At 49.8% G+C, this 26,037-nt stretch carries 1 protein-coding gene (only partly in view); it reads right to left on the reverse strand.

What is annotated here, in order from left to right; all coding sequences use genetic code 11:
• Window positions 1-79 precede the first annotated feature (79 nt).
• Window positions 80-26,037: the 3' portion of an SDR family NAD(P)-dependent oxidoreductase gene (locus KTO58_RS09985; protein WP_307728977.1), read on the reverse strand. Its footprint extends 14,695 nt past the window's final position; only the last 25,958 of its 40,653 coding nucleotides appear in the window; its start codon lies off the right edge, out of view; its stop codon occupies window positions 80-82.

Genomic DNA, 26,037 nt, shown 5'->3' on the forward strand with positions numbered 1-26,037 from the left:
AATAAGGGGTTACCTACACCGCGGGGCATGGGTTTTAACATCGTTAGCAGATGCGGTGTAGTGTTGCGGGTATTTTCAATTAGTTATTTATGATCTTACTAATAGCATTATCGATACTGATGGCATCCTCTAATACAGCGTCCAGTAGCTGTTCGTAGGACATTTCGGGCACGGCGTTGCCGGCTGTAGTCACAGTCATCGGGGTCGCTTTTACTGCGGTAGGTTGTTCTTCTGCCACCCAGTAGTGGGTCCTTGCGAAAGGATATACGGGCAGATGCAGTCGCGGTGTATTTATGTTTTCTGGTTGCAAACGCGTCCAGTTGATATCATATCCCTGGCAGAACAGTGTACCTAAGCCTTCCAGTATTTCCCGGAATGCGTTGTGATCACCTTTTTTTGTTGTGCTCTGGTCCAGTAGATCGTTGACATATTTCTGCAGCATTGGCTGGGCAGTGAATACCAGGGGTACTGTGCCGGTGGCTATCTGCGGTGTCTGGGCGCCCGTTTGAATAGCTTTGAGACCATCCAGTGCGGATGTTATATCGGTGGCAATCCAGCTGCAACGATAGCGGAAATGATAGCGACCGTTTTGCAGTGTATGGCTTAACGCTGTTAAGTCCATGTTACCACTTTCGAGTACTGTTACCAGGTTGGCTATGCGTTCCTGCAGGGCGGCGGCTGTTTTTGCGGACAGTACCAGCAGGCAGGCAGCCGGTGTGGGTATGACTTTTACTGGTGCGGTATAACTTTCCACGACCAGATGTGCGTTTGTCCCACTCATACCGAAAGCGCTAACGGCGCCCATCAGTTCGTTGTCATCCGTACGAGTCCAGTTACGGCGCTCCCGGTTGACGAAGAAGCAGCTATTTACCCAATCTATGTAATCACTCTCCTGCTCACAATGCAGGCTTGCCGGTATTGTCTCATTGCGCATGGCTTGCACAAGGCTGATGAGACTGACGAGACCTGAGGCGGCAAAGCTGTGGCCCAGGTTACTTTTGGCAGAGGTTAATGCGCAGTATCCCTGCTTTTGGGTATAACGTTTAAAGGCTTCATCCAGGGCTTGTATTTCTACGGGATCTCCCAGACGGGTGCCAGTGCCATGGGTTACAATATACGTTATATTTTCAGGATTTATATCATATTGTGAATAGATTGATTGCAAGAGAGCTGCCTGTGCACTGCTATTTGGCGCAGTGATCCCATTGCTTTTCCCATCGTAGTTGATCCCGCTGCCTTTTATCACTGCATAAATAGGATCTCCATCTTTTTCTGCGTCGCTTAATCTTTTTAGTACTACTGCGGTGACAGCTTCACCCGGGACCAAACCGTTCGCCCGTTTATCAAATGCATAGCAGGTACCATCGGGTGAGAGCATTCCTGCTTGCCCCATTCCTACAAATCCTTCTGCTGTGAGCAACAGATTTACGCCCGCGGCGATCGCTGCATCACACTCCCTGTTGCGTAAGCTGCTGCAAGCCTGATGTGCGGCTACCAGGCCGGATGAGCAAGCGGTATTGATAGCCATGACAGGGCCATTGAAATTGAGGAAGTAGGCTAACCTAGCAGCGAGGATGGCGTTGTGGTTAGCCGTTACGCTGCCTTGTTCTTTTGCCAGTAGGGCATAATCTCCATCTTCTACCCCCACAAACATGCCCATTATCGCATTTTTGATCTGCGCTGGTCCATATCCTGCATCTTCCAGGGCGTTCCAAGCTTCCTGTAGCAGCAAGCGCTGACGGGGATCCATGGTAGCTGCTTCGCGCGGAGATATTTCGAAGAACAAGGGATCGAATTCCCTTACACCGGGGATGGCCCCCAGCCATTTGCAATTGGTCTTTCCTGGTTCTTTCAGCGGATCGCCATATAGTCGTTGCCAGTCAAAACGTTCGGCGGGTACTTCTGTTACGCCACTCTTTGCGTTGGCAAGGAGCTCCCATAATTCATCGATGTTACGGGATTGCGGGAAGCGGCCGCTCATGCCAATAATAGCGATCGGCTCGGTATGCGGCTGCCAATCTTTCGTTGTATGTTTTTGTACCGGTTGTACCTGCTTTTCTTTATCGGCGGGCATCATTATCAGTTCACCGTTCCTGACCGGTTCCTGTCCGGAGCTGCCGTAACGTTGTTGTAATGCCGGCAGATGGTTTGTTACAAAATATTGTGCAAGTTTTTCTATGGTAGTATATCCGAAAAATACTGCCGGTGTGATCGACCAACCAAAGTGGGCTGTCAGGTTTCTGGCCAGTGTCGCGAGGTTGATAGAATCAAAACCGAAGTCCGCCAGGTTCATTTCCACATCGAGTTTATGCACAGGTATCTTGGATAACAAGCTGATATGCGATTTAAGGTCTGTTATGACCTGGCCGGTGAGATCGGTTGTTGCCGGCGTTGCTTGTACCGGTGTAACGTCTACGATCGTACTTGTTTCCCAGGTAGTTGGTTTTGTAGCTGCCTGCAGGAAACGCTGTATCCGTTCTTTATCGCCGGGGATCACCAAGTATTGAACGCCGGTTTGTGCTACCAGGCGATCGAATATCTCCAGTGCTTCTGCTGTGCCCAGTAATCGCTGTCCGCTGGATTGCAAGTACAGTTGTGTGCTACCATCTATATTCAGCTGCATGCCTCCCTCCTGCCATAAGGGCCAGTTGATGACGCATGTTTTGCCGGGTATGTTTTGTTGACGATAATGTGCATATGCCTGTTGAAAACGATTGGCTACTGCATAATCGCAGCCACCGAAGTCCCCAATGACGGCTGAGGAGGAAGCGCAGTAGATCATCAGTGACGGGTTTGTATGGCCGTACACCTCCTGCAGTAATTCTTCTAGTATCAGTGTACCCTTTATTTTGGGTGACAATACTCTTTCAAAGTTGTCTATGGAGTTGTAGGGAAGCGGCACTGATCCACTTATTCCAGCGGCATGTAATACGCCATTTAATTGGCCGAATTTTTCCCTGGCGGAGATTAGTCCTTCTTTCATGGCTACCCGATCTGTCACATCTGCGCTGATGTATAATACCTGGCTACCCAGCCTTTCCAGCTCTGTCAGTTGCTGGCGGCGTGCTTCATTCAGTGGGGAACGTCCATTCAATATTAGGTTTACTTTGAACCGGCGCGCCCAGTCTTTCGCAAAGTGAAAGCCTATTCCGCCTGCGCCACCTGTGATAAGATAGGTCCCCCCTGTTACCAGAGGGGTATTTGCTGCCTGTAAAGCAACCGGAGCGATACTCCGTGTATATCGTTGACTGGCTGTATACCTGTTGTTTGTTGCTTCGCGTGCCAATAGTGTGGTCAGCAATAAGGGTAATTGTGACAGACCGGTTATTTCCTGAAGGTTGGTCACGATGATCTTAGTGTCCGGCAATATCAAGCCGAGGGAACGTTCGAACCCTATCCAGGCATCTATATAGCACTGCGCCAGGCTGTCTGCCGGGGCTTGTCCGGCGAGTAGTACGCGAGCCACAGTTTGTTGAGCGGCAGCGATCCCCTGGAGCAGGTGTACTATATTGGCCGGAACGTTCAGCCATTTCTCATCTTCGAAAGCCCACAGGTATAGCAGCGCGCATTGTCCCTGTATTTCATGGATCGTATGCAGTACGCGATCATATTGTTCCTTACTGGCCGGGTTGATATGGAAGGTATTCCCATCCTGCTTATAGGTATCGGCGATGACTACATAATACAGGGATGCGTCGATCCCTCTGGCATAGAGTGCTTCTTCGAGGGCATTCCGGGTAGCTGATTCGTTTGCAAAACAGATAAGTGTACCGAAGGTGTCCACAGGAAGCTGTTCTATTATATCGTTGTTTATTACCCATTGCTCCTGAAAAACATGTATATCTTCCTGTAAGGGTGATATATTTTTTGCTGCTGCTGGTATGATAGGTGCTTGCATGAGTGTAACCGCCTGGCTGAGCCAATACCGGTCACGGGCAAACGGGTAAGTCGGGATATGTGCTTTTTTAGGCAGGACGGTATCATATAGTCCTTCCCAGGGTATTATTTTTCCGTTTACCCAAGCTGCGGCCAAGGCATCCAGGTCCTTACCATTTTTCTGCAGCGAGTATATTTCCTGTTCGTCGCCAGTTTTCTTCACTTTTCCTGTGTATGGAGTGGTGGACGGTGTACCAGCAGTGTATTGGTTAAGTGCTGTGATAGCGGCAGCCCTGGTATCTGCTACAAAGGCTAAGCGACAGGACATAGCATCCCTGCCTGTTTGCAAGGTGTAGGCGATGTCGGTTAGGGATATGCTTGTATCGGTCTGCAGATATTGCGCTAAACGGCTGGCATAGTCGAGGAGTCGTTCTTCTTCTTTGGCGGAGAGCACGAACAATGCGGGAGTGGCAGGTAGTGCGGTATTTACCCGGGCAGGTGTATGTTCTTCTATTACGAGGTGAGCGTTTGTGCCACTGAAACCAAATGCGCTGATGGCTGCCCGTCTGGGGATGCCCGGTGTAGTCTCCCATGACTTCAATGCAGTATTTACATAAAACGGTGTACCATCCAGTTGAATATGTTGATTCAGCTGTTGAAAGTTGATACTTGGCGGTAATTCCCGATGTTGTAATGAGAGCAAGACCTTTATTACGCTGGCTGCGCCGGCGGCGGTAAGCAGATGTCCTACATTACTTTTGGAGGCACCCAGGGCACAGTATTGCTGACGATCTGTATATTTTCTGAATGCATTGACGAGCGCTTCGACTTCTATGGGATCTCCCAGTTGTGTACCGGTGCCATGGGCTTCTATCATGGTAATGGTTGCCGGGTCGATCTTAAACCTATCGTATACATATTGTTCCAATTCTGTTTGGGACCTTACGCTGGGGGCGGTGATACCATTGGTTTTACCATCCTGATTGATGCCCCAGCCGCGGATGACGCCGTAAATATCATCACCATCTTTCTCTGCATCTTTCAGCCGTTTGAGTAACACCACTCCTACCCCTTCGCCAGGTACAAATCCATCCGCTTTACCATCAAAGGTATGACAGCGACCTGTCGGGGATAACATACCTGATTTGCTGGTCAGTATATGCGTCAGTGGACCTGCCAATACGCAGACGCCACCTGCCAGTGCCAGGTCGCAACCACCCAGTACCAGGCTGTTGCATGCTTCTGCGATGGCTACCAATGTAGAAGAACAAGCGGTATCGATAGCCAGGCAAGGTCCTTTTAAGTTGAGCAAGTAAGATATACGTGCGCTCAGTATGGAGGTAGCGCCGCCGGTCAGTCCTTGTGCACTGAGGCCTTCGCTTGCCATTCCCTGTCCGTAGTCGCCGGGGGCACAGCCCACGTATACGCCTGTACGGGTTCCTGATAGGGCACCAGGACGGATGCCTGCATCTTCGATACAACTCCAGCAATTTTCGAGGAAGAGGCGTTGCTGCGGGTCCATTAATTCTGCTTCTGCCGGTGAGATGCTAAAGAACAGCGGATCAAATTTATCGGCATCTTCCAGCCATCCCATCCATTTGCTGACTGTTTTTCCTGGTGCGGTGATATCGGCATCATAAAACGCATCGGTTGACCATCTTTCTCCAGGTACTTCTGTTACGCAATCTTTTCCCTGTTTGAGGTTATCCCAATACAGATCGAGGTTAGCCGCCCGGGGGAACTGTCCGCTCATCCCGACGATGGCAATGGCTTCTTCCCTTTCTATACTGGCGGCAGCAGGCTGTTTTAATTGTGACGGAATGGTTGTTCCCCGTTTGGCTGCATGCCGGTGTTTATGGTCGCGGATTGCTGACAGGCATTTGTCCTGGTAATCCTGTATTTCTGTTGCCCGGTGGCTGATCACTATTTTCCCTATATGACTTCCTTTGTCCACATATGCCAGGGCTGCCGTTGCTTCCTGTGCCGGATATACGCGGGAGAGGATAGATACTATCTGTCCATTCTCTGCCATGGTGCGCATGAGGTTCAACATATCCTTTGCTGTTGCACCTTCCTGCAGGCTCATGCGACGGAGGTCTATACTATGTATGGTTTGATTTTCCAATAGAGCAGAAAGGTCCAATTTGCCGCTGGTCTTTAGTCCATGTACGGCGAGTTCCAGGTATCTGCCGCCGGCAGCGAGGCTGTTCAAACCTTTCTGGATATGTTCACCGGACAGCATGTTCAATACGATGTCGACTCCTTTTCCATTGGTGACGGAGCGAATCTCTTTATCGAAAGCACCCATGTAATTAAAAGCATACTTTACATCCAGTTGTCTTAATAGGGCTAGTTTCTCTTCGCGGCTGGAACTGGCATACACGTCAGCACCCTGTAATTGTGCCAGCTGGAGGGCCATCAGGCCGCAGCCACCGGTGGCGGTGTGGATCAGCAGTTTGTCGTTTGCTTTGAGTTTTCCGAGTTCAAAGGCATAATACACGGTCCCAAATACTACGGGAAGTGTACACACTTCTTCGAAGGACAGGTTAACCGGTTTGAGGGCGGTGTTGTCTGCTTTGACATTTACGACGGTCGCATGTCCACCCAGCTGATCACCGGTGAGTGCCACTACTTCATCGCCGGGGTTGAGATCTGTTACGCCTGCGCCGACTGCTATAACGATACCGGCTACTTCAAATCCCGGTACAAAAGGATATGCCGGCATTGTAGGATACAATCCCCGTATGCACATGGTATCCGGGAAATTGATGGCAGAGGCGATCACCTGTATGGTGACTTCGCCAGGTGCGGGCGCCGGTACCTTCCAATCCTGCCAGGATATTTCCGAGAGGGTATGTACGTTCGTAATAACGAGTCCTTTGCCTGCGGAGGGGGCATCTACAGGTTGTATGGGTGCATACCCCAAATTGATCTTGGCCGGGGTATCCTGCGCAGGTAAGGTGGCTGCCGAGGAGATCGCCACAGGCTGCAGTTCTCCGGTAATTTGCGTGGTCAGGTAGGCGGTCAGCTCGTTGATGGTGGGATAGTCGTAAACTTTAGTAGCGGTGATGGCCGTATTATATTGTTTGTTGATGAGACGGATCCATTCTACGCCTACGATAGAATCCAGTCCCATTTCTACAAAGTTCTTATCGGTATCCACATTCTCTACCGGCAGATAGAGCAATGCAGCAAAACTTTCCCTGAGTTGCTGACGTAATGTCGCTGTATTCGCGGATATGGAGGCTGCCGCTTGCACGGGAGCAAACGGTATCGCCGGTGATACAGTTGATACCAAGCCCTGTAACAAGGAAGCCAGTTCCCGGATCGTCGGATAGTCATACACTCTGGTCGCGGGGATAGCTATATTGTAACGCTGGTTAATGGTACGTACCCATTCAACGCCTACAATGGAGTCCAGTCCCATTTCGACAAAGTTCTTATCGATATCTATCTTTTCTGCTGTCAGCAGCAGTACTTCTGCCAGGCTATCTGACAGTTCCTGTTGCAGGTTGGTTACCGGATAAACCGTCTGTACGGGCACTGTAACAGCCGGCAACTGTGTGGTTGCTGTTATTGTATACTCCGGTGTTCTTACCTCAACGGCTATCGGTGCAGGTGCGCTCAATGCAATTCCGGCAGGTTTGTCGCCGGCTATGCTTGGTTCCCGGGTGATGACAGGTGCAGGCGTTGTTACCAGGGGTGCCGGTGTAAGGGAAAACCAGTATCGTTCGTGGGCAAAGGGATAGGTAGGTAAGGAAGTGCGGTTGGGGATAACGGTATATAGGCGTTTCCAGTCAAAAGGCAATCCTTTTACCCACAGTTCCGTCAGTTTGCCCAGTTTACCTTTTTCCAGCCATTTTTCGATGGCTTCCTGTAGTTCTTCGTCCGCAAATACGCTAAGTGTTTCCTTATTATTTTTGACCTGTCCACGGTATACATCTTCTATTATTGTTTCGCCAGCCAGTAGTGCTGCCAGGCGGGCGCTGAGATCACTGATCGTCGTTGTGACGATGGCCAGTCTTTCTTCCATTGCCTCCCGTCCTGTTTGTAAGGTATAGGCGATTGCAGGCAGTTCCTCATCTGTACGTTGTTGCAGATGTGTTTTGAGTGCAGCTGCATATTGCAGTAAAGCAACAGGCTCTTTAGCGGAGAGGACTATTATCTGTGGCGCGCCGATCTCTGAGACCGGTTGTGTCGGAGGGATGTATTCCTCTACGATTACGTGGGCGTTAGCGCCACCGGCGCCGAAGGATGAAAGCCCTGCCAGTCTTGGGTATTCTCTTTCCTGGCCATCAATGTTCACTACGGGGCGCTGCCAATGAGTGAGCTGCTGTTGAACATTGAAAGGACTATTTTCAAAATCGATGTTGGGATTTAAGACGGCGGCATGTAGGCTAGGGACCAACTGTTGATGTTGCAACTGCAGGACGATCTTTGTCAATCCGGCGATTCCGGCAGCAGCTTCCAGGTGGCCTATATTACTTTTTACGGTGCTGATGGCACAGAATCCTTTGTCGGAAGTATCTTTTGTAAAGGCTTGTGTCAGGCCACTTATTTCTATAGGATCGCCTAATACGGTGCCGGTACCATGTGCTTCTATAAAACTGATGGTACGGGCGTTTACGTTTGCTTTATCCAGTGTGTGCCGGATCAGGTTGCCCTGTGCTATGGGGTTGGGTACTGTATAGCCATTGGTTTTACCACCATGGTTGATGCCTGTAGCTCTTATTACGGCATAGATGTGATCTCCATCGGCTTCTGCCTGTGATAATCTTTTCAGCAGTACGGTACCTACGCCTTCTCCCGGCACGAAACCATCTCCTCCTTCGCCGAAGCTGCGGCAGTTGCCGCTGGCGGAGAGCATTCGCTGTGAGCAAAGCCCGATGTAGCTGGCGGGGTGTACATACAGGTTGACGCCCCCAGCTATTGCCAGTTCGCATTCGTTTCTCAGGAGATGTTCGCACGCTTCATGGACGGCAGTCAGAGAGGATGAACACATGGTATCTATCGGCATGCTGGGGCCTTGCAGGTTGAGCAGGTATGATATCCTGTTTGCCACGGAGCTGAAGGAAGTATGCGGGAATACTTTGGTACCCTGTTGCCATAATGCGGGGCCATACAGTTCAAAACCGGTTTTGGTGATGCCTGCGAAAACGCCTACCCTGTGCTGGTGTTGAGTGGCTATAAGTGTTTTTGTGTAGCCGGCATCTTCCAATACCTGCCAGCAGCTTTCGATGAAAAGTCTTTCCTGGGGGTCCATGTTCAGGGCTTCACGCGGAGATATCTGAAAAAACTGCGGATCAAAGTCGGCAAAGTGATCCAGGAAACCGCCCCATTTGCTATAACTTTTGCCCTGTTCAACTGCTTTGTCTATATCGGCTTCATAGAATCCTTCCAGCGGCCATCTTTCAGCCGGTATTTCACGGATGCTGTTGCGGCCTGCTGCCAGCCCTTCCCAATATTTCTCCAGATCATCGGCCTGCGGGTACCTGCCGCTTATACCGATAATAGCGATGGGTGCTGTAACGGGCGGCTGTGATGGGAGGCTGTTATGAACCGGTGCGGTACGTATGGCCGGCGTTTTAAAAGTCCGGGTATATGTGGATGGATTGGCGATGGTTTTGCCATGTGTATTTGGTTTTTGCTGTCCCGTCCATTTCAGACAAGCGGTCGGGTGATGTGTTGTAAAATATTGGGCGAGGGCATCCAGTGTCTGGTATTCAAAAAAGAGCGTTTTGCCTATCTGTCCGAATACGGCTGACAATTCCTGGTTCAGCCGTGTAATGAGTATAGAGTCGATGCCATAACTTTCCAGTGCTTCTTCGGCATCGATCTTTACGGCATCCAGTTGTATATGTTTTGCCAATGTTTTCTTCAATGCCAATATCACTCTCTCTTTAAGCCCGGTGATATCTGTTGATGTGGTAAGGGAGGTGGTTTCTGGTTCGTCAGCTGTGGTTTGTTGTGCGAACTGCGAGGTCAGTTGCTGTCTGTCGCCATATAATACCAAGGTTCTTGCTGCAGGAGTATTCAGTCTTGCATACAGAGCCTGGATACCAGCTGTTGTTTCGAGGGGCTGCATGCCCATATTGGCCAGGTGTTGTGCGGTTGCCTCATCTACCTGCATACCACCGGCGGCCCACAATGGCCAGTTTACGGAAAAGGTATGTCCATATGCCTTTCCTTTTGCGACTTCTTCATTGCGGTAGGTGGCATAGGCATCCATGAAAGCATTGGCGGCGGCGTAGTCTGCCTGTCCGGGATTTCCTGTTACGGCTGCTATAGAAGAGAGGCAGATCAGCCAATCCAGTGGCTGTGTCCTGGACGCTTCATCCAGGTATACCAGTCCATGTACTTTGGGTGCCATTACCTGCTGCAGGGAGTCCGTTGTTTTACGAAGTATAAAATCGTCGAGGATCACTCCTGCACTGTGAATGATACCATTGAGTTTTCCGTAGGAGCTGGTGATATGGTTAAAGAGTGCTTTTACATCGGCCTCTTTGGTAATATCCGTTTGTTGATAATCGATGATTGCACCTGCTTGTCTGAGGCTGGCGAATACCTGTTCTTTTTCAGCTCCCTTTTGTGAACGACCCGTCAGTATAAGTGTAACAGGGCTATGGGCGGCTATTTCGCCAGCCAATAATAAGCCTAGACCGCCGGCACCTCCTGTGATGAGGTATACGCCATTGGTTTTCCAGGGTATGTTATTTGTAATACCGGCATCGACAGGATGCCAGTTTTCCAGCCATCGTTGTCCCTTGTGATATTTCACGTGGTTGCCATCCAGCACGAGGTTATCCTTTACTGCGGTGATGAGTGTTGCCGTATTGCTCCAATCGTCTATAGTAATGAAGCCGCCCTGTATCCTGGAACTTTCGAGGCGGGCTGTTTTCAGTATGCCTAACAAGCCACTGAATAGTGATACCTCTGCTGTATCTGCATGTATTAGCTGCAGCGCGGCTGACGGAATGGATTTATCTTTCAGTATTTGTTGTATGTGTTCGAACAGGTCCGTTGCATATGCAGTGAAGCGATCCTGTATGTAGGGTGTTTCGGACTGCCAGGCGATGATCTGCGCTTGCGGGAATGTTTGTTTCAATATATTTTCTATTCCTGCAGCCGGTTCTACCAGTAATATCCAGTGATGTGCGGGTAGTGCAGTCGGTGTTACGGTATTGTTTTTTTCTTCCCAGTAAGGCTGCAATAAAAGTGTTTCTGCCTTTTGGGAAATTTCGTCTGTATGTGCTATAAAATGTACGTCACTAAAGTGTGCCTGTACATTTCTGTCCTGGTCATATAAAGTGATATCCAGTATAGCATTGCCGATATCCTGTTTTTCTACTACGGTGCCCCATATCTTTCCCGGTAAAGTTTTGGGTGGGGTTGTTTGTTTGCCGGATAGTAATACGACATCGTTGGCCCAATAGGTATCTCTTGCGAAGGGATAAGTGGGGATACTGATCCTTTGGGGATGGCGGTCTCCATGCAGTTGTTCCCAGTTTACTTCCAGGCCTTTTACCCAGAGGTCGGCTACTTTTTTGAATTTCTGTTTTTGTATCCAGGTCTCGACGAGGGTCATTACATCTTCATCTCCTTCGAGCATGCCTACTCCTTCTTTCCCCTTTTTGACCTGTCCGCTGGTCCAGCCCGCTGTCTTTCCTGCCAGGTAGTTGTTTACTGCCAGCAAGAGTTTTTCTTTTGTGTCTGCGATGACTGCCAGGCGATGGGTCATGGGGTTACGGCCCACCTGCAAGGTGTATGCGATATCTGCGAGGCGGGCGGTATTATTGCCCAGTAAGAAGTCGCGCAGGCTGGCAGCGTATGCCTGTAACCGTTCTTCTGTTCTGGCAGACAACAGGAACAGGTCGTTAAGTGGACCTGAGTGATGTGCTGGTGCTGCTGTGGCTGTATATTCTTCGATGACGAGGTGAGCATTGGTGCCGCTAAAGCCAAAGGAGCTGACGGCGGCACGTCTGGGGGTACCATTGGGTACTTCCCATTTGCGCAATGATGTGTTTACAAAGAAAGGGCTATCGGTGAGGTCAATATGTTCGTTGAGATGTTCGAAGTTAATAGTAGGTGGGATTTCCTGGTGTTGGAGGGATAGCAGGACCTTCATGATGCTGCCAGCTCCTGCAGCGGTGAGCATGTGTCCGATATTGCTTTTTACGGATCCTAATGCACAGTAGCTATTGCCGGAAGTATATTCCCGGAAGGCGGTAGTGAGGGCTTCTACTTCGATGGGATCGCCCAGTTTGGTCGCGGTGCCATGTGCTTCTACCATTGTGATCGTTGAGGGGTCGATATGGAAACGTTCATAGACCTCTTTTTCCAACGATATCTGGGAGAGTACGCTAGGGGCTGTGATACCATTTGTTTTACCATCCTGATTGACGCCCCATCCTTTGATGACACCATATATGTGGTCTCCATCTCTTTCCGCATCGCTCAGTCGTTTCAGCAATACAACGCCTACTCCTTCTCCAGGTACAAAGCCATCGGCTTTGCTATCGAAGGTATAACACTTACCTGTAGCGGAGAGCATGCCAGCTTTGCTGGTCAGGATATGGGTGAGAGGGCCGGCCATGATGCATACGCCACCTGCCAGTGCCAGGTCACTGGCTCCCAGTAAGAGGCTGTTGCAGGCATCTGCGATAGCTACCAAAGTAGAAGAGCAGGCGGTATCTATTGCGAGGCAAGGTCCTTTCAGGTTGAGCAGGTAGGAGATACGGGCGCTCAGTATAGACATGGTGCCGCCTATCAGTCCCTGTGCGCTCAGGTGTTGGCTATCTAATCCCTGGCCGTAGTCGCCGGTTGCGCACCCTACGAATACGCCGGTACGGCTACCGGATAAGGCAGCGGGGCGTATACCTGCATCTTCTATGCAACGCCAGCAGTTTTCGAGGAACAACCGTTGTTGCGGGTCCATTTGTGCAGCTTCTGCCGGTGAGATGTTAAAGAATAAAGGATCGAATTTATCCGCGTTTTCCAGGGCACCCATCCATTTGCAATTGGTTTTGCCTGGCACCAGTGGATCTTCATCATAGAACATGTCTGCCGGCCAGCGATCTGCCGGTATTTCGGTGATGCAGCTTTGTCCTTTCCTGAGATTTTCCCAGTAGATATCCAGGTTATCAGACTGGGGGAACTGTCCACTTCTGCCGATAATAGCAATAGGTTCATTGAAGCTGCCAGCCATTGCCGTTGCAGTAGTTGTTTGTTTTTTCCCTACGGGCCGGCTGTGGTTGTTATTACGTTTTTTATGTGCCAGTACGTCGGCGATGCATTTTTCGGTGCGGTCTTCAATGGTCGTTGCTTCGTGACTGATCACTACTTTACCGATGTGTGCGCCTTTGTCTACGTAAGCCAGGGCAGCACCTATCTGGTCGATGGGATATATTCGGGAGACGATTGGTACGAGTTGTCCACGTTCTGCCATATCACCCATTATTTCGAGCATTTCGCGGGCCGCGAATCCATGTCTCATGCTTAGTTTGCGGAGGTCGATGCTGTGGAAAGTCTGATTTTCCAATAATCCCGACAGGTCAAGTTTTCCGCTTGTTTTGAGACCATGTATGGCCAGTTCGAGGTATCGTCCTCCTGCGGCAAGGCTGTTCAGACCTTTCTGGATGGCGTCACCAGACAGCATATTGAGAACTACATCTACACCATCGTTATTTGTCAACCGGTGTATCTCTTTATCGAAGGCTTCGTTGTAGTTCAATGCCTGTTTTACTCCCAGCTCTCTTAGTATCTGCAATTTCTCTTCTCTGCTGGAGGTCGCGTATATTTCAGCGCCGGCCAGTTGTGCCAGTTGTATGGCTACGAGGCCGCAACCACCTGTGGCTGTATGTATAAGTACTTTTTCATTGCGCGATAGTCTGGCGAGTTCGAAGGCATAGTATACGGTGCCGAATACTACCGGTAAGCTACAGGCTTCTGCGAAGGAGAGACTACGTGGTTTGCGTGCGACGTTGCCGGCGGGTACATTAACGAAGCCAGCATGACCACCCAAGACAGCACCTGTCAGGGCGACTACTTCATCCCCTACCTTTAGGTCTGTTACCTCTGCTCCTATTTCGCTGATAATCCCTGCTACTTCAAATCCGGGTACAAAAGGATAAGCCGGCATGGTCGGATACAATCCTTTAGCGCACATTGTGTCGGGGTAGTTGATGGCAGATGCTTTTACTTTGATCTTGACATCGCCGGCTGTGGGAGCTGCGAGTGTCCAGGGGCGCAACTGCAGTTCATCCAGGGAGTGTACGGTACTCACCACCAGCCCATATTCGCCGGTCGTCAGGGATAAAGCGGACGCCACCGGAATAGCTGTTGTCATGGGAGGCAATGCTACGGGCACCGGAGGGGCAGTGTGACGAACCGGTGTGGCAATCGCTTCTGTCACCGGTGTTGTTGCGGGTTTTATCTTGCTTAGTTCTTTCTGCAGGAATACGGCGAACTCCCGGATGGTGGGATAGTCGTATACCTTGGTAGCAGCGATGTTTGTTCCATATTGGCGATTGATAGCACGTATCCAGTCTACTCCAATGATGGAATCTAATCCCATATCCATGAACCCTTTATCCATTTCTACATCTTCCTGTTGCATCATCAAAGCTTCGGCAAAACTATATTGCAGTTCTTCCCGCAGCTGATCCAGCGGGATGACGTTGGCAACGGGCGCAGCAGCAGGAAGTGGCATCGCCGGTGTTGTCTCTATATGGACGGTCTGTTGAGCGGATGATTCGGGCATATTCATAGTCGATGTTTCATTAACAGCCTGAAGTGTACTCAGGGCAATATCTATGGGTTTTGCGAAGGTCTTTGTTTGTTCTTCAATAAAGAGGGTCGGTAAGGGGAATGTGTTGTCGGCGGTTGTTGTGCCGCTGTTAGTTGCCGCTGCTGCTACGGTTGGCATTGCTCCTGTCAGCGGTGGTAACCAATAGCGATCGCGTGCGAACGGGTAGGTAGGCAAACTGATACGTATGGGATGTTCGTGGCGATACAATTGTTGCCAGTTGATCATTACTCCTTTTACCCACGCTTCTACCAGTTGTGGATATTTCTTACGGTCGAGCCATTGGTTCAAGGCCTGCTGCATTTCTTCCGTGGCGAAGAGTGTGAGTGTATCCTTACTATTTCTGACCTGGCCAGTGTATATATTTTCGGCGGAGGTATCCTCATCCAGGAATGATCTCAATCCATTACGGAGTTCATCTATATGCTTCGCCAATATAGCGAGGCGCTCATCCATTGCTTCCCGTCCTGTTTGCAAGGTGTAGGCAATGGCCGGTAGCTCTTTGTCTGTCAGCTCTTTGTTGTCTATATGTGCCAGGAGGTTTGCTGCCAGTATTTTTAACCTGGCCGTATTGCGGGCAGAAAGTAAAACAGGTAGTGGTGCTTCGATCGCTGTTGGGATTATTTCCCCAGGTACGTACTCTTCCACGATCAGGTGTGCATTTGCTCCACCGGCGCCGAAGGAGGAGAGACCGGCCAGCCGCGGGTAGGTCCTATACGCTCCCTGGTGTTCGTATGAAAGTGTATTCCAATCTCCCAATTGTTGTTGTACGACAAAAGGGGTAGCTGGGAAATCGATATTGGGATTCAGCCGGGCTGCGTGGAGGCTGGGAGCCAGTTGTTTATGTTTCAATTGGAGTACTATCTTGGTCAGTCCTGCGATCCCTGCGGCTGCTTCCAGGTGTCCGATATTACTTTTCACGGAACCGAGCGCGCAATACTGTACATCTTGTGTATCGTGCCGGAAGGCCTGTGTCAGGCCGGCGACTTCGATCGGATCTCCCAATGCGGTTCCGGTACCATGGGCTTCAATATAACTCAGTGCTTTTGCGGATAAGCCGGCTTTATCCAGCACTTTGCGTATCAGGTTGCCCTGTGCAACGGGATTGGGGACTGTATAACCATTGGTCTTTCCGCCATGATTGATCGCAGACGCTTTGATAACGGCATAGATATGATCTCCATCTGCTTCAGCCTGCGACAATCGTTTCAATAACACGGCGCCTACCCCTTCACCAGGTACAAATCCATCGCCGCCATCGCCGAAGCTCCGGCATTCATCGCTAGTTGACAGCATATGCTGGGAGCAAAGACCAATATAACTGGTGGGATGTACATAGAGGTTAACGCCGCCAGCAATAGCCAATTCGCAGTCGCCTCTTAACAGATATTCGCAGGCTTCGTGAATAGCTGTCAATGAGGAAGAGCACATGGTATCTACCGGCATGCTTGGCCCCTGGAGGTTCAGCAGATAGGATATGCGGTTAGCGACTGAGCTGAAGGAGGTATTAGGAAACAGTTTTTCTCCCTGTCTCCATAATTCGGGGCCATATAATTCAAAGCCGGTTTTGGTGATGCCAGCGAATACACCTACACTATGATCATGTTTGCTACCCAATAGTGCACGTGTATAGCCTGCATCTTCCAGTACCTGCCAACAGGTTTCTATGAACAAGCGTTCTTGCGGGTCCATGTTGATCACCTCACGAGGTGGTATATTAAAGAACAGCGGATCGAATGCCGTATAGTCATTTATAAAGCCACCCCATTTGCTGTAACTTTTACCTGTCATAGCAGCCACTTCCGGATCAGGGTGATAAAATTCTGATACAGACCAACGCTCCTGTGGTATCTCTGTAATGCAGTTTTTACCTGCTTTGAGATTCTCCCAAAAGGCATCCAGGTTATCGGCTTGCGGGTATCTACCGCTGATACCGATGATAGCTATCGGTTCGCGGGAAGCAGGGGTATTAGTTAGTTCTCTTGTATTGCTCAACAGGGCTTTCTGCTGTAACCTGGCAAATCTGTCTTTTAGGGGAGCAGTCAATGGCACAGGCGCTGTTGTGTTCTCTAATCCTGTCCATTGCAAGCAGGCATTTGTGTGATGAGCAACGAAATATTCACTGATAGCTTTCAGCGTCTGATATTCAAAGAACAGTGTTTTGGGAATGTTACCGAATACTTCGCTCAGTTGTTGATTGAGGCGAGTGATCAGGATCGAATCAATACCATAACTTTCCAGTGGTTCTTCTGCATCGATCCGGGCTGGTTCCAGTTTCACCTGTTTTCCCAATAACAGTTTGAGCTGATGCAGGACTTTTTCCACCAGCAGTGGCGGTATGATGGGGGTTGTTTGTGGCGCGGTGTGGTCTGCCGGAGAGGACTGCAACAAGGAGAGCAGCCGTTGTCTATCCCCATTTAATACCGCTACCTGGGACCGACGCGCTGCTATTGCGAGGTAAAGTGCCTGTATGCCAGCAGTTGTCGTCAGTGGATATAAACCAGCTTCCTGCATTTGTTGTAGTGTGGCTTCGTCAATCTGCATACCACCTTGTTCCCACAACGGCCAATTGACCGCCAGTGACCAGCCACTTCTTTCCTTCTTATCGACCAGATTATTACGATAGGTAGCATAGGCATCCATAAATGCGTTCCCGCAAGCATAGTCCGCTTGTCCGACGTTGCCAGCCATTGCTGCTACGGAGGAGAAACAAATGAAGATATCCAGCGGCAGGTCGCGGGTTGCTTCGTCGAGGACCGTCAGCCCTTTTACTTTCGGGCTAAGTACTTCGTTGAATTCTTCTACCGATTTACGGATAATGAAGTTATCCCTGATGACACCTGCGCTATGTAGTACGCCATTCAATTTACCGTAAGTGCCGATTATATGACGGATCAGTTCTTTCACTGCTGTTTCATCTGTAATGTCGGCCTGGTGATATTCTACTATAGCGCCGGTTGTGCGCAGCTTTTCCAACCATGCGGTTTTCTCTGCTGAGCATGCAGACCTTCCAGTGAGTATGAGCGTTGTATCTTTTGCATCCGCAACGATAGCGTTCGCAAATATCAGTCCTAGTCCTCCGATACCGCCAGTGATCAGATATACGCCTCTGTTTTTCCAAGGTATCGATATGGCTGGCGTATCTGTCAACTCATTCCATTGTTGGGCAAGCAGGGTGTTATTTTCCCAGCGTATATAGGTTTGCGGTATAGTTATAGCCTTATTTAGCAATGACGCCCAGTCGCGTGCATTGAGGATGGTATTTGTAGTAACTATCTGTGTTATCAACGCGGGGTTTTCCAGCTGTGCTGTTTTCAACAATCCGGATAATCCTGTAAATACGCCGGCACTTCCGTCCTGTATGGTAGCCAGTTGTATGCAGACGCTGCCTTTCTTTTCGCTGCTCAGCAACGCTTTTATTTTTTCATATAAGGCAATGGCAGCTGTAGTATAACGATCAGCAAGTGGTCCCGTCTCATTGAAAACCAGCACTTCTGTATCGTGCATCTCTGAACTCACTTCAGCTTCCAAGGCCTCGTCATTGCTGATGAATACCAACAGCCGTTTCTCATATGTCTTTTCGACTGTGTTTGTTGCCGGTAAGAAATCCGGAGCCAGCAGCACCGTTGAGACGGTATTATCGGCAGGCTTTACGACCAGTTGTTTGCAAGTAGCATATACCTGTCCATCCAGGTTACAGCTATTTATGTCCAATATGTATCCTTCTTCTAGGGCTGTGATGTTATGTATATAGATCCAGCCGGCATCAGGTGTATTTGCGGAGAGTGTTAATTCCTGCAATGAGGCCGGATATACATTTCCGATATGTTTATTTAATGCCTCTCCCAGCTGTTGCAGCCATTCCAATGGAAGTATAGTACCATCCTGTTTCTTCTCTATTGAAAATCCGGTTAGTGCCGCTGCGGTTGCCTTATCAGCCTGAATAACAGCGACATCTATCTTTTCGGGGGCTGTAACTTCATTGAAGCGGATCACTCCCTGGCAGGTCACTACGCCCTCTACGGTATGTATATCCAGTACCAGGCTGTTGCCGGTATCGGGATAGGCGGATGTCTGCAATTCGAGCGATGTTGTTTTTTCTGGTAGTGGGGTGGCCCAGGCGATGTTTGTTACTGTAACGTTACCGGATAGTTGATGTTGTAATATTTTCCCTGCGGCGATCATCATTTCCAGGTAGCCGAGGCCGCGAGTATCCTTTAAAGCCGAGGTATTGTTAAACACTGTCGTAAAACGAAGTGCCTGGGTATCTGAAATATTCCGATGCAGCAATGGATGTAACACTTCAGTTGTCGGGGAGTTATTGTCCTGATTATCTGCCAGTATAATCGCTTCACTTAGCCAGTAGCTTTCACGGGCGAAGGGGTATACCGGAGCGCTTATCAATGCTGGTGTTGGTTTGGGATAGTGTTCTTCCCAGGCGATGGTTGCGCCATCTGCCCAGCGTTGAGCAACAGGTATTATCTTTTCTTTTTCCAGCCAGTGGGTAAGTTCATCTGATGCGATCTGTGCTTTCTGGCCTCTTATTACCTGGCCGCTTATCCAATGTTGATCGCTCTGACCCGCAAGATATTTTTCAATTGTATGCTGCAATGTTTCCTGTGTGTCTGCTATCAGTGCCAGCCGGTGGATCATTGCATCACGTCCGCGCTGTAAAGTAAAGGCCAGGGAGGGTAGGCTGACATTTTCCTGTTGCAGGTATTGCAGCAAATTTTCCGCATATGTTTTCAGGCGTTCTTCAGTCCTGGCTGACAGCGGAAACAATGTTGACAATACGGTTTTTTTTGCTACCGGTTGTAGTTGGGTGGCGGCGGGATATTCTTCCACTACGATGTGGGCGTTGGTGCCGCTGAAACCGAATGCGCTGACGGCGGCCCGTCTGGGTGTTCCATCAGGTGTATCCCAGTTGCGTAATGTGGTATTGATAAAGAACGGGCTTTCGGATAAGGTGATATGCGGATTCAGTTTATTGAAATGTATGGTCGGGGGTATTTCTTTATGCTGCAGGGAAAGTAATACTTTAATAAAGCTTCCTGCGCCTGCTGCTGTGAGCATGTGTCCCAGGTTACTTTTTACGGAGCCCAGTGCGCAGTAGGATTGCCGGGAGGTGAATTTTTTGAATGCTGCTATTAAAGCTTCCACTTCGATCGGATCTCCCAACTGTGTGGCGGTTCCATGCGCTTCTAACATGGTGATGGTGGCCGGGTCTATCTTAAACCGGCTGTAAACATCCTGTTCGAGGGCGATCTGTGATTTAACGCTGGGAGCGGTGATCCCATTGGTTTTGCCATCCTGGTTGATGCCCCATCCTTTAATTACGCCATATATCCTGTCGCCATCGCGTTCTGCATCTTTCAGTCGCTTTAACAACACGACACCTACTCCTTCTCCGGGGACGAAGCCATCTGCCCTATCGTCGAACGTATAGCAGTGGCCGGTAGCTGACAGCATGCCTGCTTTGCTGGTCAGGATGTGGCTCATGGGGCCTGCTGTTACGCATACGCCACCTGCCAGTGCGATGTCGCTGCCCTCTAACAGGAGGCTGTTACATGCTTCGGCTATTGCTACCAATGTAGAGGAGCAAGCGGTGTCGATAGCGAGGCAGGGGCCTTTGAGGTTCAGGAGATAGGATATACGGGCGCTGAGGATGGAGGTAGCACCACCGACCAGTCCCTGTGCATTCAATCCCTGTTTTTCTGCACCCTGTCCGTAGTCTCCTGCTGCGCAGCCTACAAATACGCCACAGCGGCTACCTGATAGGGCGGCAGGCCGGAGACCGGCATCTTCTATACAATGCCAGCAGCTTTCCAGGAACAGGCGTTGCTGCGGGTCCATCCGTTCTGCCTCTGCGGGAGATATGTTGAAGAATAGCGGATCAAATTTGTCGGCATCCCGGAGTACGCCCATCCATTTGCTATTGGTTTTTCCTTCCGCCTGGATGTCTGCATCGTAGTATTTATCGACGGACCAACGTGTGGCTGGCACTTCTGTTACGCAGTCTTTTCCATTCCGCAGGTTCTGCCAGTATATGTCCAAGTTGGTAGCTTGGGGGAACTGTCCACTCATACCGATCACGGCGATACCATCTATAAGGTTTGCTACGGGTGCTGTATGTGTGGTTACCGGTACTGTTACGGACTGACGCGGGGCTTGTTGTGCGGCCCGTTGTTTTTGTTGTTGAAGTTTGAGTACCAAAGTTTCTGTGTAGTCCTGCATGTGTTTTGCCTGGTGGCTTAGGACTACTTTACCGATATGTTCTCCTTTATCGACGAACTGCAATGCTTCTCTTACCTGTTGCAGTGGATATACGCGGGATACGATGGGCACGATGTCGCCGGTAGCGAGGCTGTTGACCATTTCCTGAAGCATATGTCTGCCGGCGAATTCATTCCGGAAGCTCAGTTGTCTGAGATCGATGCTATGAATGGATTGGTTTTTCAGCAAGCGTGACAGGTCGAGTTTAGGACTTGTTTTGAGGCCATGTACTGCCAGTTCGAGGTACCGGCCATTTGCGCCGAGGCTGTTGATGCCTTTTTGTATGGCTTCTCCCGGCAGCATATTCAGTACGACGTCCATTCCTTTTCCATATGTGCTTCTCATGAGGTCCTGGTCAAAAGCGCCTTTATAATTGAAGGCTTCCCTTACGCCCAGTTGCCGGAGCAGGTCCAGTTTATGGGCTTTGCCAGCGCTGGCATATATTTCGGCCCCTTTTAAATGGGCCAGTTGTAAACCTATCAGGCCACAACCTCCGGTGGCGGTATGTATGAGAACTTTTTCATCTTTTGACAGTTTACCCAGTTCGAACGCATATTGTACGGTACCGAATACTACGGGCAGGCTACATACTTCTTCAAAGCTGATATTGACAGGTTTGATGGCTACATTTTCTGCATGTGCGTTGACATAGCCCGCATGACCACCGAGATGCGCTCCTGTGAGTGCTACTACCGCATCGCCTTCGCGCAGGTTCCTTACGGCGCTGCCTACTTTACTGATGATACCTGCTACTTCGAAGCCAGGTACGAACGGATACCCCGGCATGGTAGGATACAGACCTCGTACACACATGGTATCGGGGAAATTGATTGCGGAGGCCATCACGCGGATGGTCACTTCATCTTTTCCCGGTTCAGGTATCGGCCAGGGTTTCCACTGCAGTTCTTCCAATGTCTGCACGGTATTTATCACCAGCCCATAGCTACCCTCTGCTGGCAAAGGAGTTGGAGCCGGCAGTACTTCAGGCTGTTGTTCGATCTTTATTTGCCATGGTGCAGGTGATGGCGTGGTTGCGAGCGTTGGTAATGGTATCGGCGGGGCTGCGATGTTTTCTGCCGGTTGTATCTCGTTGACATAATAGTTTTCGAATTCCAGTATGGTGGGATGGTCGTATACTTTGGTAGCCGGTATGTTGGTGTTGTACAATTTATTCAGTTGCCTAATCCATTCCACGCCTACTATTGAGTCTAGTCCCATATCGATGAACGGTTTCTCCGGGTCAATCTGATGTGGTTCGAGGCAAAGCGCCTGTGCCAGCGTTTCGATAAGTACCTGTTGCAATGCGGCTATGTGTACGGGTGCTGTCGGCGATTGAACAGGTGTTGTTATGTTACTTTCGGCCGGATGATGTTCCGGCAGTTGTCCATTCAGCTGACTGGCTATGTAAGCACTGAATTCTGTCAGGGTCGGATAGTCGTATACTTTGGTAGCGGGAAGGTTTAGCAGGTATTTTCGATTGATGACCCTGATCCATTCGACACCAACTATTGAGTCGAGGCCCATATCGATGAACGGCTTTTCCGGGTCAATCCCTGTTACATCGAGGCATAGTGCTTCTGCCAGGCTTTGTGATAGTGATATCATCAGGGTATCCAGGTGGTGTGTTGTTACCGGCGGTGCTGTTGTTAATGCTACTGCCGGCAATGGTGCCGGTGAGCTTCCGGCTGTCCTTTGTTGGTGAACCACCTGTGCAGGGGTGGCAATGCCTCCTAATTTTTCCTGGAGGAATGCTGCGAATTCGACGATGGTCGGATAGTCGTATACTTTCGTCGCCGGTATATTGACATTATATTTTTTGTTGATGCCTCGTATCCATTCTACACCTACGATGGAGTCCAGGCCCATATCGATAAAACTCTTTTCTGGTTCAACAGCCTCTACGGGCAATAGTAGTATCTCTGCCAGGCTGGCGGCCAATTCCTGTTCCAATCCATCTACTGTGTAGACCGTCCCGGTGCTCAGCGGAGGCAGGTATTCCGCCAGGTCTTGATGGGTTGCTATGGTGGATAATGTACGTGAAACGGCAGGAGATGCTGTTGTTATCTCATCAAACGCCCGGGTACTTCCTAATGTGATACCCTGTGGTTTGGCCGGGTTGATGGCTATTTCCTGCAGGTCAGGTACTGTTAGTACAGGCAGGCTATGTTCTATTGTACCTTTTACCGGTGACACGGTTTGTAAAGAGGAATCAGGTATCCAATAGCGTTCGCGCAGGAAGGGATATCCCGGCAGGGAAATGCGACGAGGGAATTGGTCATTGTACAGTAATGTCCAGTTTATTTCCATTCCATTAGCCCAGGCAGCCGCTATTTTGCCATATTTCTGTGTATGCAACCAGTTGTTGAGCAGCAGGGCTGCATCTTCATCGAGCAGCTCGTTACCAGCATCTTTCTTCTTTTTTGTTTGTCCACGGAATACCTGATATCCTTCATCTGAGGTAGACAGGAACTCTGCCAGGCGTTGTTGCAGGACGACTATATTTTCGGCTACGATGGCCAGGCGTTCTTCCATATCTTCTCTTCCTTCCTGGAGTGTATATGCGATGGCGGCCAGGTCATTTTCTGTGTAGTCCGCGATTGCATTTTTCAGTTGTGTGGCTTTAACGAGCAGTCGTTCCGGTGTGCGGGCTGATAATGTAACGATAACAGGTCTGTTATTATTAACGGTTGTTGTGGCAGGTATATATTCTTGAATGATGACATGTGCGTTGGCACCACCGGCACCGAAGGAGGATATACCAGCTATCCTTGGCCATTTTTGACCATTTATTTCCGGCTGTGGCCAGTCTGATGCCTGCTGCTGTACAACAAAAGGAGACGCTTCAAAATCGATGTTACTATTTAGTGTCTGTGCATGGAGGGAAGGTGCGATCATGCCATGTTGTAGCTGCAGGACTATTTTGGTGAGTCCGGCGATACCCGCTGCTGCTTCCAGATGGCCTATATTGCTTTTGACCGAGGCGATGGCACAATATCCTTTATCGGCGGTATCTTTTTCGAAGGCCTGTGTCAGTCCGTTGATCTCGATGGGATCGCCTAATACGGTACCGGTACCATGGGCTTCTATGTAGCTGATATGCCGTGCGTTGATGCCTGCTTTATCTATTGCTTTTCTCACCAGTTCGCTTTGTGCGGCCGGGTTGGGGACGGTATAACCATTTGTTTTACCTCCGTGGTTGATGGCGCTGCTTCTTATTACGGCATATATATGGTCACCATCTGCTTCTGCCTGGGATAACCGTTTGAGTAGTACGGTGCCTACTCCTTCGCCCGGTACGAAGCCATCTCCTCCGGCGCCGAAGCTCCGGCATTTGTCGCTGGCAGCGAGCATGCGTTGCGAGCTTAATACGACGTAGGTAGCAGGATGTACATATAGATTGACGCCACCGGCGATGGCCAGTTCGCATTCGCCTCTCAGCAGGTGTTCGCACGCTTCGTGTATCGCTGTGAGCGAGGAAGAGCACATGGTGTCGATCGGCATACTGGGACCACGGAGGTTCAGCAGATAAGATATCCGGTTGGCTACTGAGCTGAAAGAGGTATGTGGATACAACTTTTCACCTCTGCGCCACAGGTCCGGTCCATATAGTTCGAAGCCGGTCTTGGTGATGCCTGCGAATACGCCTACACTGTGCTGGTGTTTTTCGGCCAGTAATTTCCTGGTGTACCCGGCATCTTCCAGTACCAGCCAGCAACTTTCGATGAAGAGTCGTTCCTGGGGGTCCATATCGCGGGCTTCCCGTGGGGACAGGTTAAAGAATACCGGATCAAAAGCGGCGAAGTCGTTTACAAATCCGCCCCATTTGCTATAGCTCTTTCCCTGTTCTACTGCCGTATCAATATCTTTTTCATAATATTGGTCTCCATCCCATCTATCTGCCGGTATCTCTGTTATGCAATGTTTTCCATTCCGAAGGTTTTCCCAGTAGGCCTGTAAGTTATCTGCCTGTGGGTATCTGCCTGTCATACCAATGATGGCAATGGGTTCCTGTAAATGATCTGGTTGCACGATGCGAGGAGCCGGTTTGGTTTCCGGACGCGGTGCCGCTACTGTTATCTGTTTTTGTGGTATCGCCAACGGTTCGCTGGCGGGCGTTCCACCCGTCCATTGTTGCGTAGCATCGGGCCATGCGCCGATGAAATAATCGGCCAGCGCGTTCAATGTATGGTATTCGAAAAACAGTGTTTTAGGTATCTTACCGAATATGGCAGTGAGTTCCTGGTTAAGGTGTGTGATCAGGATGGAGTCGATGCCATAATTTTCCAGCGGTTCATCTGCCTTTATACGCGATACGTTCAGTCGTATTTGTTTACCTAGGAGTTGTTTCAGGGCATAGACTGTTTTTTCTTTTAGTACTGACAGGTCTACTTTCCGGTCCTGGTTGCCGGCTACCTGTTTAGGTTGCTCTTCAGGTGTAAGGCTGGCTTTCAGCAGGTCCGGTTGTCCGCAAAGTACGAGTATCTGGCTATTGCCAGTAGCAAGGGCCTGGCGGAGGGCGGTTACTGCAGCTGTTGTTTCCAATAGTTGCATCCCGCTGTTTTTCAGTTCCCGGAGGGTGGCTTCATCCACCTGCATCCCGCCATCTTTCCACAGCGGCCAGTTCATCGACAAGGAGCGGCCTGTTCTCTTTCCGGCGGCTACCAGGTTATTGCGATAAATGGCATAGGCATCCATGAATGCATTTGCGGACGCGTAATCTGCCTGTCCGGCGTTCCCAAATATCGCTGATGCGGAGGAGCAGCTAATTAACCAATCCAGTTCGAGATGTCTTGTTGCTTCATCTAATAAGACGATGCCTTTCACTTTGGGTGCTGCTACTTTTTCAAAGGTGGCGGTGTTCTTACGGATGATGAAGTCATCTGCTATGATACCTGCGCTATGGATGATACCATTGAGTTTTCCGTAGGTAGTTGTAATATGATCGATCAGGCTATGAACGGCGAGCGGATCGGTAATATCCATCTGTTGATATACGACTGTTGCCCCTTGTTGGGCGTATTTTTTAAGTAAGGCTTGTCTGGATGCTGACAGTACAGAGCGGCCACTCAGTATGATCGTTACTG

The organism is Chitinophaga pendula, from assembly GCF_020386615.1.
In the GTDB taxonomy this organism is placed as follows: Bacteria; Bacteroidota; Bacteroidia; order Chitinophagales; family Chitinophagaceae; genus Chitinophaga; species Chitinophaga pendula.